The organism is Burkholderia sp. MSMB1589WGS (genome assembly GCF_001636105.1).
Lineage (GTDB): Bacteria > Pseudomonadota > Gammaproteobacteria > Burkholderiales > Burkholderiaceae > Burkholderia > Burkholderia humptydooensis.
The window spans coordinates 1,430,500-1,445,096 of record NZ_LNJT01000008.1 but is presented as its reverse complement, the minus strand read 5'-3'; the positions used below and the strand labels follow the sequence as shown (position 1 = coordinate 1,445,096).

The 14,597-nt window shown below is 65.1% G+C and carries 13 protein-coding genes and 1 pseudogene; 12 read left to right on the top strand and 2 right to left on the bottom strand.

The window, feature by feature from the left end; genetic code table 11:
- Positions 1 to 6: 6 nt before the first annotated feature.
- Entirely contained in the window at positions 7 to 612 is a 606-nt protein-coding gene (locus WT16_RS24130) for a glutathione S-transferase N-terminal domain-containing protein (protein ID WP_009914102.1), read from the top strand.
- 85 nt (positions 613 to 697) lie between these two features.
- Positions 698 to 1,438 (top strand): SDR family NAD(P)-dependent oxidoreductase, encoded by a 741-nt coding sequence (locus WT16_RS24125; protein WP_043282967.1) that lies wholly within the window; start codon positions 698 to 700, stop codon positions 1,436 to 1,438.
- A gap of 134 nt (positions 1,439 to 1,572) precedes the next feature.
- On the opposite strand, the gene WT16_RS24120 is transcribed toward WT16_RS24125, so the two are convergent.
- Complete coding sequence (locus tag WT16_RS24120; protein WP_009914101.1) at positions 1,573 to 2,031, bottom strand: helix-turn-helix domain-containing protein; 459 nt, start codon at positions 2,029 to 2,031, stop codon at positions 1,573 to 1,575.
- 508 nt (positions 2,032 to 2,539) lie between these two features.
- On the opposite strand from WT16_RS24120, the gene WT16_RS24115 reads away from it, so the two are divergent.
- From WT16_RS24115 to WT16_RS24070, 10 genes are all read left to right on the top strand, one after another.
- Positions 2,540 to 2,839, top strand: coding sequence for a 2Fe-2S iron-sulfur cluster-binding protein (locus WT16_RS24115; protein ID WP_006028428.1), 300 nt, complete (start codon positions 2,540 to 2,542; stop codon positions 2,837 to 2,839).
- Positions 2,840 to 2,948: 109 nt separating this feature from the next.
- A complete protein-coding gene (locus WT16_RS24110) occupies positions 2,949 to 3,653 on the top strand; it encodes an iron-containing redox enzyme family protein (protein ID WP_230479349.1) in 705 nt (234 codons plus the stop codon).
- Between the two features lie 17 nt (positions 3,654 to 3,670).
- Positions 3,671 to 5,014 carry an ATP-grasp domain-containing protein gene (locus WT16_RS24105; RefSeq protein WP_015602607.1) on the top strand — a complete coding sequence of 448 codons (1,344 nt, stop codon included), beginning with the start codon at positions 3,671 to 3,673 and terminating at the stop codon, positions 5,012 to 5,014.
- 3 nt (positions 5,015 to 5,017) lie between these two features.
- On the top strand, positions 5,018 to 6,361 hold the full coding sequence (locus WT16_RS24100) for a hypothetical protein (protein WP_063534390.1): 1,344 nt from the start codon (positions 5,018 to 5,020) through the stop codon (positions 6,359 to 6,361).
- Positions 6,362 to 6,375: 14 nt separating this feature from the next.
- On the top strand, positions 6,376 to 7,620 hold the full coding sequence (locus WT16_RS24095; RefSeq protein ID WP_015602995.1) for an ATP-grasp domain protein: 1,245 nt from the start codon (positions 6,376 to 6,378) through the stop codon (positions 7,618 to 7,620).
- 46 nt (positions 7,621 to 7,666) lie between these two features.
- A complete protein-coding gene (locus tag WT16_RS24090; protein ID WP_015603501.1) occupies positions 7,667 to 8,566 on the top strand; it encodes an iron-containing redox enzyme family protein in 900 nt (299 codons plus the stop codon).
- Positions 8,567 to 8,633: 67 nt separating this feature from the next.
- A complete protein-coding gene (locus WT16_RS24085; RefSeq protein ID WP_006028422.1) occupies positions 8,634 to 10,028 on the top strand; it encodes a pyridoxal-dependent decarboxylase in 1,395 nt (464 codons plus the stop codon).
- Positions 10,029 to 10,122: 94 nt separating this feature from the next.
- Positions 10,123 to 11,607 carry a catalase gene (locus WT16_RS24080; protein WP_009914096.1) on the top strand — a complete coding sequence of 495 codons (1,485 nt, stop codon included), beginning with the start codon at positions 10,123 to 10,125 and terminating at the stop codon, positions 11,605 to 11,607.
- Between the two features lie 225 nt (positions 11,608 to 11,832).
- Positions 11,833 to 12,699 carry an alpha/beta hydrolase gene (locus WT16_RS24075; RefSeq protein ID WP_015604149.1) on the top strand — a complete coding sequence of 289 codons (867 nt, stop codon included), beginning with the start codon at positions 11,833 to 11,835 and terminating at the stop codon, positions 12,697 to 12,699.
- A gap of 56 nt (positions 12,700 to 12,755) precedes the next feature.
- The gene (locus WT16_RS24070; RefSeq protein WP_006028419.1) at positions 12,756 to 14,024 is read left to right on the top strand and encodes an MFS transporter; all 1,269 of its coding nucleotides are present in this window, start codon (positions 12,756 to 12,758) and stop codon (positions 14,022 to 14,024) included.
- 43 nt (positions 14,025 to 14,067) lie between these two features.
- Here WT16_RS24070 and WT16_RS24065 read toward each other — a convergent pair.
- Positions 14,068 to 14,589, bottom strand: a pseudogene (locus WT16_RS24065) (porin); the annotation flags it as partial.
- Positions 14,590 to 14,597 lie beyond the last annotated feature (8 nt).

Here is a 14,597-nt window from a genome sequence, read left to right as displayed (position 1 = left end):
ATCGCCATGAAATTGATCGGCACCTACTTCTCGCCGTTCGCACGTCGTGTCGGCGTTGCGCTCAACGTTCTCGACATCGGTTTCGAGCACGATCCGTTGAACGGCTATACCGAAGCCGCGCGAGCCGACTTGCTGAATCCGGTCGGCAAAGTGCCGGTGCTCGAACTCGACGACGGCACCCGCCTGATCGACAGCGGCGCGATTCTCGACTTTCTCGACGAGCGAGTCGGCCCCGAGCGCGCACTCGCCCCGCGCTTCGGCGCGCCGCGTCAAGCGATGCTTCAACTCGCGGCAATCGCGACGACGATTTACGAAAAAACCACCGCGCGCTACGCGGAAGAGCACCGGGCGGACAACGGTACGCAGGCCGATCTGATCGACCGCTATCGCACGCAAACGCTCAACGGCTTCACCGCGCTCGACGAAGTCGTTCGCTCGGGCGGCCCGATCCGCTCGACCGCGCTGAATCTGGCGACGATCACCGCCGTTGTCGCGTACGACTATGCGCAAGCAACCCATCCGGATCTCGATTTGGGCTCGCATGCGCGTGCGCTCTCCGCCGTCGCCGCGTCCGTCGCGGACCATCCCGCATTCGCCCGCACTCGCCCGTAGAACGCCGCGATCGAAATGAAAAAACGTCGACGCCGCGCAAAAGCGAGCGCCGCCATATCGCCGCATTTCGACAGGACACCACACCATGACTGACCGAATCTGCTTGATCACCGGAGTGGGCAGCGCGACCGGCTCATCGATCGCCCGCCGGTTCGCCCGCGACGGCTACCGGGTCGCGATGCTCGCGCGCAACCGCGAACGTCTGCTCGACTTCGAGCGCACGATCGAAGGCAGTCGCGCATTCGTCTGCGACGTCGGCGATCTCGACGCGCTTGCAACGACAGTCGAAGCCGTGCGCAACGAGTTTGGCCGGCCGTCGGTCGTCGTCCATAACGCCGTGTCCGAAACGTTCGCGACGTTCCTCGAAGCGGACCCCGCACGGCTCGAGCGCAACTTTCGCGTGAACACGACGGCGCTGCTGCATCTTGCCCGCGCGTGCGCGCCGGGCATGATCGAAGCGGGAGGCGGCGCGATCATCGTGACGGGCAACACGGCTTCGCTGCGCGGCAAGCCGAACTATGCGCTGTTCGCGCCCACCAAGGCCGCGCAGCGGATTCTCGCCGAAGCGCTCGCGCGCGAACTCGGCCCGCAACGCGTGCATGTCGGTTATGTGATCATCGACGCGGCGATCGACGCGCCCTGGCTCGGTGAAGACGGCCGCACGCGGCCTGCGTGGGTCGAACCGCCGAAAGGCTGGCCATTCGCGCGCGACGAGTACTTCGCGCACCCCGACGCGATTGCCGACGAGGTCTTTCACATCGCGCATCAACACCCGTCGACCTGGTCGTTCGATCACGTGATTCGCCCGTTCGCAGAGAAGTGGTGAACGCGGGCCCTCGACCAGGGTCTGTTTCCATACGAAACGCACATGCGTTGCCACGAGAACGGCCGCTCGCGAGGCGCGCGCCGCTGCATTGCGCGATCACGCCCGGAAGAAGCGGCATCGCCGCAACCGCGCGTTCAATCGCCAGCGGCGGGCAAATAGACGACCGTGTTCGTCGCACTCAGCGGGCCGCCATCGTGCCGCAGCAACTCCAGTCGGCGAATCGGCCGCTCGCTGCCTCGTTCGATCAGCATCGCGTAGCGCTCGCCTTCCGCATACAAATAAGTTTCCGCCCACTGATGCAGCGTGACGATGACCGGAAACAGCCCTTCACCGAGCTTCGTCGGCGCGTACTCGAGATGAGCCGACCCGTCCGACGCCTGCTTCGCCTCCAGCACGCCTTTTGCCATCAACGTCCGCAACCGGTCATTCAGGATGTTGCTTGCAATGCCGAGATGACGTTGCAATGCACCGAACCGCCGGACGCCTTCGAGCACCGCGCGAACGATCAATAGCGACCAGCGATCGCCTATCACGTCCACCGCGCGCGCGACGGGGCAAATCGCCTGAATTTCCACGCAGTTTCGCTTGATCATTGGAATCTCCCTTGTTCGGTATCGAGCCTTTCCCGGAAGGTGCTCGGCATGCGCGCCGATGCATCGGCCGGTCCGAATTCGTCACATTACCCGGACTTTCACGATCAAATTAATGCTTCCAAATCCGCTTGTCCATACGCGCGACTGGCCGGCGTGACGTCGACTCGCCGGGCAACCGAACGAGGCGCCTCATTGGGCGAATCAGCCCGCCCAATTCCCAGCGCAAACGCGCCTTTGTGCGCGACCCCCCAAACAAACCGGCAACCAATATTCGCTCATAAATTATTCTCAAAATATAAGTTGCAATCTGCAACTTTAAGAAAAATAATCCGGTCTCACAGACGCAATCAACCATAACCAATAAGAATTTTCTGATTCAGTCCTTATTTCGATCTCCATTTTTATTCGATCGGATCACCAGCCTCATCCATCTGAAATTTCATTGTCTTCATATTTTGAATTCAGGCATTCAAATTAACCTGACCTCACATCGCGTCAAAGTTCGATCATGCCTACCGTCAAACTTCTTCCGCAAAACATCGAGGTTCAACTGCCGTCCGGAAGCTCGCTGACCGAGCTGGAGTTCGAGCTGCACGGGCAGGAGTCGATCCCGTTCGGCTGCCGTGCGGGCGCATGCGGCGCGTGCGTCATAGAGGTTCTGGAAGGGCGCGATCAGCTCGGCAAGCGCTCGACGGGCGAAAGCGCCTTTCTCGACACCTTGGGCTATGCGGGCGACGCATTCAGATTGGCGTGTCAATGTCGCGTCAACGGAGCGGTCGCGATTCGCGTCGCAGCGCCTCACACCTGATACCGCGAATCGCCGCACCGGATTCACCTCGTATTTTCCTCAACCAAACAAGGAAATCATCATGGTTAACCGCGTAAAAAATACCGGACTCGGAAATCGGGTTCCTTTCTTGAGCTCCCATGATTCCGACGAATTGCGCAAGCAAATCGACGCGCTCATCGATACGCAAATCGAGAACTGGTATGAAACGGTTCCGTATGCCGCGCATCTGGAAGGCAAGAAGGTCGATTCCGAATACTACAAGCGCCATTTGATCGAGACCGCATGGAGAATCCGCTTGCTGCGCGTGTCCGAATCGAAGGCGCTGGCGGAAATCGCGAAGCAAAGCCCGGAAGCCGCGCAGATCTGGGCGAACTACGAGCGCGAAGAGATGTTGCACGACGAGCTGTTCATTCAGGATCTCGCGCGAGCGGGCGTGAGCCGCGATCAGTTTCTCGCGACCGAGCCGTATCTGTCGACGAAGCTGCTGACGGGCTACTTCTCGTACCTGCTCGACCACGAAGGTCCGCTCGGCGTGGTCGCCTATTCGTACCTCGTCGAATACGTGAACGTGAAGCTCGAGCCGCGCAAGATCAAGGCGCTGAAGGAATCCGTCGGCGAAACCAACATTACCGGCCAGGTCGCGCACTCGCACACCGACATCAACGACGACCATCCGGGCGAAGTGTGGCAGGCGATCCGCCACCTGCTGCGCAGCGATGACGACATCGATGCGTTGAAGCGCTACTTGGGCGAGCATCAGTCCGTGCTCGCGCTGTACTTCAAGGAGCTTTACGAAGACAAGATCCAGGCGCCGCTGAAAGCGGCCGCCTGACGACGGGAGGACAGGCGATGGCATCCACAGGTGTCCTGATCTTGAGCCACTGCGGCTTCTCGTTCGCGGAGGATCTGATCGCCGCAATCCACGCACGCGGCCTGCAAGCGTACGTCCTGAGCTCCAAGCCCCTGCCGGAACACGGCGACGCGCGTCTGCAGGCGTTGCGGGACAAGGCGGAAGCGGTGCTGTCGGCCGATTCGCACGTGCTCGCGGAAAACGACGTCCTGCATGCCATCGCCGCCCTGCGCGAATCGAATGCCGCCGTCATCGCATGCGTCAGCGTGTGGGAAGGCTATCGCGCTCTCATGGCGCTCGCGAACGCGAGCCTCGACGTGAGCGACGTGCCGGCCAAACGCATCGCTGCGCTGCGCGACAAGCATTTCGTGCGCAACGCACTGCAACGGGCGGAACTGTCCCGCAGCGGCGCGCGTCTGCTGACGCCCGAATCGCTCGACGTGCTGAAACGCGACGGACGGGCGTACTTCGTGAAGCCCGCACGCGGCATCGCGTCCTACGGCGCGTTCCGGCTGACCGCCGATACGACGTGGTCGACGCTCGCCGACATCGCGACGCGCGCGCGCGACGACACGGTCTATGCATCCGCGCTCGGTGACGACATCGCGTTCATCGCCGAGGATTACGTCGCCGGCATCGAGTTCAGCTTCGAGGCGCTGACCGTGAACGGCGAGACGTTCGTCGTGGCGATCCACGAGAAATGCCAGTTGACCGAGGCGAACGGCACCGTACTCGAAGACAGTTGCACGAGTCCGCCCGTCTCGATTTCCGCGGCCGGCATCGCCGCGGGAATCGACTGGCTGCGCGCCGTGCTCGCCCACTTCTCGCTCGACTGGGGTTGCTTTCACGTCGAAGCCCGCTTCGACGGCGACCGGTGGGATCTCATCGAGATCAATCCGCGGATCGGCGGCAGCCTGATTTCACCGAGCGTCGGCGCGCTGAACGAAGAGGCGAACCTGCTCGAACTATGGCTCGATCTGCTGCTCGCGCAGACGAAGGAACGCGCGCATCCATCGTTCCGCGACACGCTCGCGCGCCTCGCCTATACGGCGAACGGCACGCCCCCCACGGCGAACGCGACGTTTTTCCGGGTGTATTTCGCCGCACCCGGCCACATCGACCGCATCGAAATCCGGCCGCTCAGCCGGCCGCCCGCGCTCACGCACATTCTGCTGAAGGCAGGCGACGTCGTCGAGCAAGCGTCAAGGGAAGTGTTTCTCGGCCAACTGCTGTGGCACATGACGCGGGATGCGCAGAAAGCCGAGCTGCCCGCGCTCCTTGCCGAGTCGGCCAACGCGATCGATGTGCACTACCACTCATCATCCATCGCATTGGAGGCATAAATCGTGAATGCCCAATCGTCGTTGCTGCTGATCGTCGATTACAACCTCTCGCGGATATCCGACGTCGAGCACATCGCCGCTTACGCACGCCTGCGCCACGGCGCGCAAACGCTGCTGATCCGCGCGCAGCCGACCGAACGCGACGCGCGGATCTGTGACTACGTGCTCGATCTCGACCCGCTCGCCGAAGATTTCGTCGACACCGCGCTGCAACGCCTGGCGCCGTGGCGCGCGCGGCTGCGGGCCGGCATGGTGTTCTCCGACAACGCGGTGCAAAGCGGCGCCGCGCTGCTCGAGCGGCTCGGCCTGCCGGTCGATTCCGCGCCGCTCGCCGCGAGTGCGTTCAGCAAGCGCGCCTATCGCGTCGCCGAGGCCCGCGCGCGCGAACTGCTCGAAGCCCAGCATCTGTTCGTTCCTGACAGCGCCGACGTGAAAGACGTCGCCGATCTGCGCGAATTCGCCGCATCGCATCCGGAGGGCTTCGTCGTCAAGCCGTCGTGCGAAGGCAACAATCGCGGCGTCGTGGTGGTCAAGCCGGGTGACGATCTGGATGCCGCGTTCGCGGCCGTCGCGCCCTATCTTTCTCGCGGCGCGATTTGCGAGACCCTGATTCCGTTCGCCCGGGAATTCTCGTTCGACGGCGTGGGCGCAACGGAATTCATCACGGAGAAGATCAGCGCCGAAGGCCGCTATCCGGTCGAAATCGCGCAGGTATTGCCCGCCGCGCTCACGCCCGCCGAGCGCCGCACGCTCACGCGGAGCGGACGGCTCGCGAACGTGCTGGTCGGGCAACGCGACGGCCCGTTCCACAACGAGATCAAGCTCGACGACGACGGCCGGCTCGCCGCCGTCGTCGAACCGAACCGCCGCCCGGCCGGCATGAAGATATGGACGATCGCCGCGGAAGTCTACGGCGTCGACTTCTACGCGCTTTGGGTCGACGCCGCGTTCGGCGTGCCGCGCGAGCCGAGCCTGGCGACGTCTGGCCGGCAAGCGGCGACCGTGATGCTCGGCGCGCCGGCCGACCGCGTCTTCACGCCGCCCGACATCGAAACCGGCATCGCATGGTTCGAGCAGGCGCTCGACAGCGCAGCGCGCAAAACCAACACGGGAGCGCTGCGGCGGCTGGCGTTCGATTGGCTTTCCGAACGGTCGCGCGCCATCCCGGCCGTGCCGCGCGACAACGCGGACTTCGTCGCGCAGGCATGCTTCGCGACCGACGACGATGCGGCCGACATGCGCGCGCTCGTCGCCGCCGTGCGCGATGCGTGGCTCGCGAAACTCGCGCGGGCGCCGATCGGCGCCGGCGAAGCGGCAGCGCGGCGCGGCGCCGCTCTCGCGGCCTGAACGGAGCCCGAACCATGAATCTGCTCATCCTGCATCGCGTGCCCTATCCGCGCATCGAATATTCGCGCGGCATCGATCATGACGCCCACTTCGTCACGTACTTCGGCACGCGCGCGCTGCTCGACACGCTGCCGCCCGGCCTGCGCCACGAAGTCGTGGAGCGCCCCGGCCACGCCGGCACGTTCGACGAAGCGCGCGCGTGGCTGCAGCGCGAAGACCGTCGCTTCGACCGGATCATCGCGATGTCCGAATACGACCTGCTCGATGCGGCGCGCCTGCGCGAATGGCTCGGCGTGCCGGGCGCGACCGTCGGCGACGTCACGCTCGTGCGAGACAAGGTCGAAATGAAGGAGGCGGTACGGCGCGCCGGCCTGCGCGTGCCGCGCTTCGCTTCGGTCGCCGAGCTCCTGCGCGCGCCCGCCGCGTTGCCGTGGCGCGGCCGCACCGTGCTCAAGCCGATCAGCGGCGCGTCGAGCGAGGACGTCGTCATCTTCGATTCGCCCGCCGACATCGCCCAGGCGATCGCCGGCCGCCGCTCGGGCGTCGCGCGGCTCGACGGCGAAGTCCAGGCGATCGACGCCTACGAGCTCGAAGAATTCGTCGAAGGCGCGATCGTGCACTTCGACGGCCTCGTCGCGAACGGCGACGTGCTGACGCTGACCGCGAGCCGCTACATCGGCACCTGCCTCGGCTTCGCGCAGGGCGAGCCGCTCGGCTCGTACCACTTCCCGGTGTCGGACGACGCGGCCGCGTGGGTGCGCGCCACGCTCGCCGCCGTCGGCATCCGCCAAGGCAGCTTCCATCTGGAGGCGATCGAAAATCGCGCGGAGACGGTCTTCCTCGAAGTCGGCAATCGCGTCGGCGGCGCGGACGTCGTCGCGACATTCGAGCATGCAACGGGCGTCCACCTGCCGTCGGAGGAGCTGCGCGTGATGCTGGACGGCCGGCCGTCGCGCCCGCTGCCGCCGACGCAAACCCATCCGCACTGGCACGGGTGGTTCGTCTTCCCGGGTCACAAGCGCGAGGCCGACACGCATCGCGGCATCGCCGGAATCGACGCGTTTCGCGACGATCCTTCGCTCGTTCGCTGGGCGGAGCTCGCGCCCGGCACGCCGCTGCCTCGCCGGATCACGTACTCGGCCCATGAGGCACCGCTCGCCGGCATCGTCGCTAGGCCGGACTGGCGGGACACGCGGGACTGGATCGACGCGCTCTTCGCCGCCGCCCGCAACGCCGAGCAACTGGCGCGCGCCGCGTAGCCGGATCGCGAAGGCCCGCCTCCATCTCAACCATCAGGAATTCATCGTGACCACACAACAGATCATCCCTGACACGCTCGATTGCAACACGCTCGCCGGCCAGCAGGCGCTCAATTCGTTCTATCTGAGGGAGCTCGCGCCGCCGAGCGCGCCCGAAACGGTTCCGCTGCCGGAAGACTACGCCCGCATCCTGGGGCTCGAAACGGCATGGAGCAACTATGAAGCATCCCGAATCGAACTCGGCGACGTGCCGGCCGACGCGGAGCAGTTCGAGGAATGGTACGTCGAGCTGCGCAACGCGCATCGCAAGGCGGTCGCGCCGTTCTTCGATTTTCTCGCCGAACAGGCGTCGCTGCCGCAGCTATCGCTGTTCGTCAGCCTCGAAGCGCAGGTGGACGGCCGCTTCGACGACATCATCGCGCTCTCGCAGCTCGGCATGGACGGCGACATGAAACTCGCGCTCGCCGAGAACTACTGGGACGAGATGGGTCTCGGCGATCTCGACGAGATGCACACGCGCGTGTTCACGCGCGCCGCGCCGTTCTTCAAGGCGCAGCTCGGCGCGCTCGATCTCGACCGGGACATCCCCGTCGCGGCGCTCAAGAACGGCAATCTGCTGCTGATGTATGCGCTGCGCCGCCAGCACGTCGGGCGCCTGCTCGGCGCGCTGACGCTGCTCGAGCAAACGGTCCCGTACCGCTTCACGCGGATGCTGAAAGGCATGCACCGCCACAACGTGCCGAAAGAGTTTCGCTACTACCACGATCTGCACGTGCCCGTCGACGCGAACCACGGCAAGCAGTTGGTCGCGCGGGTGCTGCTGCCACTCGCCCGCAAGAGCCCGCGCGTCATTCGCGATCTCTGCGAAGGCTGCCTGATCCGCTTCCAGATCGAGCAGGAGTATTACGCGGGTGCACGCGACGTGATGGATCGCCGCCTGCACTGAGCGTTCCGACGCGCAACCGGTTCGTCCCGTCACCAACGACGACGCCATTCCAACCTTCGACTTCATCATGCATCCAACTCTCGCCTCCGATCTCGCCGACATCGATTCACATCTCGAACGCACGCTGCGCCACGCGACGTCGGCGCTCGCCGCGCTCGACACGCGTCCCGCCGCGCTCGCGCCGCCCCCCGCCAATCCGCAGCCGCTGCGCGACGACGGCATCGGGCTCGACGGCGCGCTCGCGGAGTTCGCGAAACGCTGGGTGCCCGGCTTCTCGGGCAGCCCGGGGCCGCGCTATCTCGGCTTCGTCACGGGCGGAGCAACGCCCGCGTCGCTCGCGGGCGATTGGCTCACGAGCGTCTACGACCAGAATCCGACCGCCGGCATCGACAGCGCCGCGCCGGATCTGGAGCGCGAGACTGTCGGCCAGTTGCGCGAGCTCTTCGGGTTGAGCGACGCGCAGCAAGGCGTTTTCGTGACGGGCGCAACGATGTCGAATCTCGTCGGCCTCGCACTGGGCCGCGAATGGCTCGGCGAGCGCAAGCGCGTCAACGTCTCCGAACAAGGGCTCGCCGCGCTCGGCGACGTGCGCGTGCTGTCGGCCGTGCCCCATTCGAGCATCTACAAGGCGCTGTCGGTGCTCGGCATCGGGCGCCGCGCGGTACGGAAGATCGCGACGCAACCCGGACGCGAATCGGTCGACGTCGCCGCGCTCGAAGCCGCGCTCGCCGCGCTGAACGGCGAGCCGGCGATCGTCGTCGCCAGCGCGGGCACGGTCAACACCGTCGATTTCGACGACCTGCGCGCAATCCACGCGCTGAAGGCGCGTTATCCGTTCTGGCTGCACGTCGACGCCGCGTTCGGCGCATTCGTCGCGCTCGTGCCTGAGTATGCCGCGCTCGTCGACGGGCTCGACGCCGCCGATTCGATCTGCATCGATCTGCACAAGTGGCTCAACGTGCCGTACGACGCGGCCGTCCAGTTCACCCGGCGCCGCGACCTGCAGGTACGCATATTCCAGAACAGCTCGGCTTATCTCGGCGTGCCGACCGACAACCCCGACTTCGTCCATCTGACGCCGGAGAACTCGCGCCGGCTGCGCGCGCTGGCGACATGGTTCGCGCTCGCCGCGTACGGGCGCGCGGGGCATGCGGAAATCGTCGCGCGCAACATCCGGCTCGCCCAGGCACTCGGCGAACGGCTCGCGCAGACGCCGGGCCTGCGGCTCCTCGCGCCGACGCGCGTCAACGTCGTGTGCTTCACGCTGGCCGAGCGGCCCGACGAGGCACGCGTGAACGCATACGTGCGCGCAATACGGGATCTCGGCGACGTGTTCGTCACGAGCACCGTCTACGACGGCACGTGGGGCTTGCGCGTCGCCTTCACGAACTGGCGCACCGTCGACGACGACATCGAACGCATCGCTTCGTCGTTACGCGACGCGCTGAACGCGCTGCACTGACCATTTCCCGCCCCGAGCGGCCGAACGGCCGTCGTGACCGTTCGGCCGGGCAACCGTCCCCCCCACCACACACGTCTTACAAAAGGAATCGAACATGTCGAATGAACCTCTGAGCGCCGGGCAAACCGTGCTGACCCGCGACAATGCCGCGCCAGTCGGCGACAACCGAAACTCGCAGACGGCCGGACCGACCGGACCCGATACGCTGCAGGACGTGCAGCTCGTTCAGAAGCTGCAGCGCTTCAATCGCGAACGGATTCCGGAGCGCGTCGTGCATGCGCGCGGCACCGGCGTCCACGGCCATTTCGTCGCGACGGCCGACATCTCGCACCTGACGCGCGCCGCCGTGTTTGCTCCCGGCAAGCGCACGCCGGCGTTCGTGCGCTTCTCCACGGTGATCCATCCGGCCGGCTCGCCCGAAACGCTGCGCGATCCTCGCGGTTTCGCGACCAAGTTCTACACGGACGAGGGGAACTGGGATCTGGTGGGGCTGAATCTGCCGGTGTTCTTCATTCGCGACGCGATCAAGTTTCCGGACATCGTTCACAGCTTCAAGCCGTCGCCCGTTCGCAACGTTCAGGACCCCGAACGCATATTCGACTTCCTGTCGCACGTTCCCGAGGTGACGCACATCCTGACCCGCCTGTACACGGATCTCGGCATTCCGGCGAGCTACCGGAAAATGGACGGCTACAGCGTGCACGCATACAAGTTCGTCGATGCGCAGGGACGCTATGCTTACGTCAAGTTTCGCTGGAAGAGCCTGCAAGGCGTCGCGACGCTCGACATCGATCAAGCGGCCGACATCCAGGGCAAGGATTTCAACAATCTGACCAACGATCTGTACCGGGCGATTGCCGCGGGCGAGTTCCCCCAATGGGATCTGTACATCCAGGTGCTGCAGCCCAGCGAGCTGAACCGCTTCTATTTCGATCCGCTCGACGCGACGAAGATCTGGCCCGACGTGCCCGAACAGAAGATCGGCACGCTCACGCTGGACCGCGTTCCCGACAATTTCTTCGAGGCGACGGAACAGGTCGCGCTGTCGCCCGCGAACCTCGTGCCCGGCATCGAGCCGTCGGAGGACCGGCTGCTGCAAGGGCGCATCTTCGCGTATTCGGACACGCAACTCTATCGGCTCGGCGCGAATCATTCGCAGTTTCCGGTCAACCGTCCGATCGCGCCGGTCGTCAATTACAACCAGAACGGCGCCGGCGATTACGGCGCGCGCAGCGGAGAAGTCAATTACGAGCCGAGTCACTTCAGCGACGTGCATGCCGATCCGCAGTATCGCTACAGCCAATTGCCGCTGACCGGAACGACGCAGCAAGAACCGATCCGCAAGCGACAGGACTTCCAGCAGGCGGGCGACTTCTATCGATCGCTGTCCGATACGGACAAGGCCCATCTCGTCAGGAATCTGTCAGGCGACTTGCGCCAGGTCACGAACGAGCGCAATCGCTATACGATCCTGAGCTTTCTCTATCGAGCCGATCCGGCCTACGGCACGTCTGTCGCCCAGGCGCTCGGCGACGACGCGGCCCGCGTGAAGGCCGAAGCCGCGCATCTCGAAGACTGAGCGCCGCCATGTCGGCGTAAACGCGGCGGCCTCGCGCCTCGGCGCGCCGCGTCACTCGCCGCCCCCTCTTTCTCACGCCGCCTTCGACAACTCCGAGGCTTCGACGCCGAGATTCCCTCATGCCCTTATGGTTGCACATAAAAACCATACATGCTACAAAACACGTAGTTTCAATTTAAAACCATGCATGTCTTCCGGCATGCCATTCGTTCATAGGAGAAGTTCGTGACGTACTACCGCACCCAGATCGTCGACGGCATCAAGATCTTCTACCGCGAAGCAGGCGACAGAAAGAATCCGACGCTTCTGCTCCTGCACGGTTTCCCCGCCTCTTCGTTCATGTACCGCGATCTCATCGAACAGTTGAAGGACCGCTTTCATCTGATCGCCCCGGACTATCCTGGCTTCGGATACAGCGACGCGCCGTCCGTCGGGGCGTTCACGTACACGTTCGACCGCCTCGCCGACGTGATCGACGCATTCACGGCTCAGCTCGGCATCGAGCGCTACGGGCTGTATCTGCAGGATTTCGGCGGCCCCGTGGGCTTCCGTCTCGCAAGCCGGCATCCGGACAAAGTCACGTTTCTCGTCATTCAGAACGCGAATGCGTATGAGGAAGGGCTGCCCGACGATTTCTGGGCGCCCGCGCGCGCGCTCTGGAACGATCCTTCGCCCGAGAACTTCGACAAGATCCGCAACGCGGCGATCTCCGACGAGGCGCTCGAATGGAACTACACCCACGGCGTCGCCGACGTCGAGCGCGTGAATCCGGACAACTGGGTGCTGCAGCGCGCGCTGCTCGCGCGGCCGGGCAACAAGGAGATCATGCTCGCGCTGCTGTACGACTACCGGACCAATCTCGATCGCTATCCGGAATGGCATGCGTACTTCGAAGCCCATCAGCCGCCGACGCTCATCGTATGGGGCAAGCACGACGTGGTGTTCCCGGAAAGCGGCGCCCATCCGTATCGTCGGCATCTGAAGCAGCTCGACTTCCATCTGCTGGAAACCGGCCACTTCGCGCTCGAAGATCAATCCGCGGAAATCGCCGCGCACATCAAGCGGTTTGCGGAAAACGCCGTATCCGCATGAAGCCGATGCGCGCGCGCATCGCGCTTGCACGCCCCCTTTTTCGAACGGAGCCACCGATGCCCCCCGACACCGATACCCTACGCGCTTCCCCCGGCGAGTTCGACGCCGGCTACGCCGCGAGCCAGACGACCTTCGACGCGCCCACGCTCTCCCGCGCCGTCGCGCTGCTGTTCGCACTCGCCTGCGGCCTCGCGGTCGCCAACGTCTATTACTCTCAGCCGCTGCTCGACACGATGGCGCACGAGTTCGGCATCAGCCCCGCGACCATCGGCCTCGTCGTCACCGTCACGCAGATCGGCTACGGTTTCGGCCTGCTGCTCATCGTGCCGCTCGGCGATCTGCTCAATCGAAGGCGGCTGATCGTCGGACAGTCGCTGCTGTCGGTCCTCGCGCTGGTCGCGGTCGGCGTGGCGCCGACGAGCGCCATCCTGTTGATCGGCATGGCCGCCGTCGGCCTGCTCGCCGTCGTCACGCAGGTGCTCGTCGCGTACGCCGCGTTTCTCGCGCGCCCGAGCGAGCAAGGGCAAATCGTCGGCGTGGTGACGAGCGGCATCATCATCGGCATCCTGCTCGCGCGAACGGTGTCGGGCACGCTGTCCGACCTGTTCGGCTGGCGGTCCGTCTATTTCGTGTCGGCCGCCGCGACGCTCGCGATCGCCGCGTTGCTGTACCGCGCGCTGCCGGACCGGCACGAGGCCCGCTCGCACGTGCCCTACCCGCGCCTGATCGGCTCGGTGTTCACGCTGTTCGTCGAAGAGCCCGTGCTGCGCGTGCGCGCGACGATCGCGCTGCTCGTGTTCTCGGCGATCACGGTGCTCTGGACGCCGATGGTGCTGCCGCTCAGCGCGCCGCCGTTTTCGCTGTCGCATACGCAAGTCGGCCTGTTCGGACTGGCGGGCGCCGTCGGCGCACTGGGCGCCGCCCGCGCGGGTCGACTGGCGGATCGAGGTTTCGCGCAGCGCACGACGGGCTACGCGCTGCTGCTGATGCTCGTTTCGTGGCTTCCCGTTGCGCTGCTCGACCGTTCGCTGTGGGCACTCGTCGTCGGCGTGGTGACGATCGACTTCGCGCTGCAATCCGTACACGTCGCGAATCAGAGCCTGATCTACCGGGTTCGGCCGGACGCGCGCAGCCGCCTGACCGCCGGCTACATGATCTGCTATTCGATCGGCTGCGCGAGCGGCTCCATCGGCTCGACGCTCGTCTACGCGCGATACGGATGGCTGGGCGTGTGCACCGCGGGCGCGCTCATCAGCGCGGCGGCACTCGTCTTCTGGGCGGCGACCCGGCATCTGACGCCGGAAACGCGGCCGGAAGCCGGATGATTCGCGACGGCCGGCGCGGCCGTCCAATCCGGCGCTTAGAACTCGCGCCGTTCACCGCACTGCCGTTCAACGACGATACCGAGGTCTGCTGGAAGCCCGCGTCGACCGACGCGGGCCCTTGCGCATAAGTCAGTGCCACGCCATACGTGCTGTCGAGCCCCATTGCGCCGGCGTGATTGCCGAAGCCGTAGATCGCGTCGATGCCGAGGCCGTTATACGAGAACGTGTACTTCACCGAGTTCCGCACGGTCAGGAAGTTGCCGATGCCGTTGTACATCCAGCTATCCTGCCAGTAGTCGCCGACGGTCATCGGATCGAAGATGTCGCCCAGGGTGTCGTACAGCGGCGCGTATTGGTTGCCGAAGGTCAGCGAGCCATACCGGTTGCTCGACAGGCCGACATACGCTTGCCGGCTGAACAGCGTGTTCTGCACGTGCAGTTTCCCGTCGCCGAGTTCGAAGCCGTTCTCGAGGCGGAAGATCGCCGACAGGCCGCCGCCCAGATCTTCGCTGCCGCGCAGGCCCCATCGGCTGTGCGTTTGCGGACCGACCGTCATCCCGATCAGAAGCGCCT

Coding starts and splice junctions, on each gene's coding strand:
- WT16_RS24080 (WP_009914096.1), top strand. CDS start 10,123: ATGTCGAATGAACCTCTGAGCGCCGGGCAAACCGTGCTGACCCGCGAC.
- WT16_RS24085 (WP_006028422.1), top strand. CDS start 8,634: ATGCATCCAACTCTCGCCTCCGATCTCGCCGACATCGATTCACATCTC.
- WT16_RS24130 (WP_009914102.1), top strand. CDS start 7: ATGAAATTGATCGGCACCTACTTCTCGCCGTTCGCACGTCGTGTCGGC.
- WT16_RS24115 (WP_006028428.1), top strand. CDS start 2,540: ATGCCTACCGTCAAACTTCTTCCGCAAAACATCGAGGTTCAACTGCCG.
- WT16_RS24070 (WP_006028419.1), top strand. CDS start 12,756: ATGCCCCCCGACACCGATACCCTACGCGCTTCCCCCGGCGAGTTCGAC.
- WT16_RS24095 (WP_015602995.1), top strand. CDS start 6,376: ATGAATCTGCTCATCCTGCATCGCGTGCCCTATCCGCGCATCGAATAT.
- WT16_RS24125 (WP_043282967.1), top strand. CDS start 698: ATGACTGACCGAATCTGCTTGATCACCGGAGTGGGCAGCGCGACCGGC.
- WT16_RS24105 (WP_015602607.1), top strand. CDS start 3,671: ATGGCATCCACAGGTGTCCTGATCTTGAGCCACTGCGGCTTCTCGTTC.
- WT16_RS24120 (WP_009914101.1), bottom strand. CDS start 2,031: ATGATCAAGCGAAACTGCGTGGAAATTCAGGCGATTTGCCCCGTCGCG.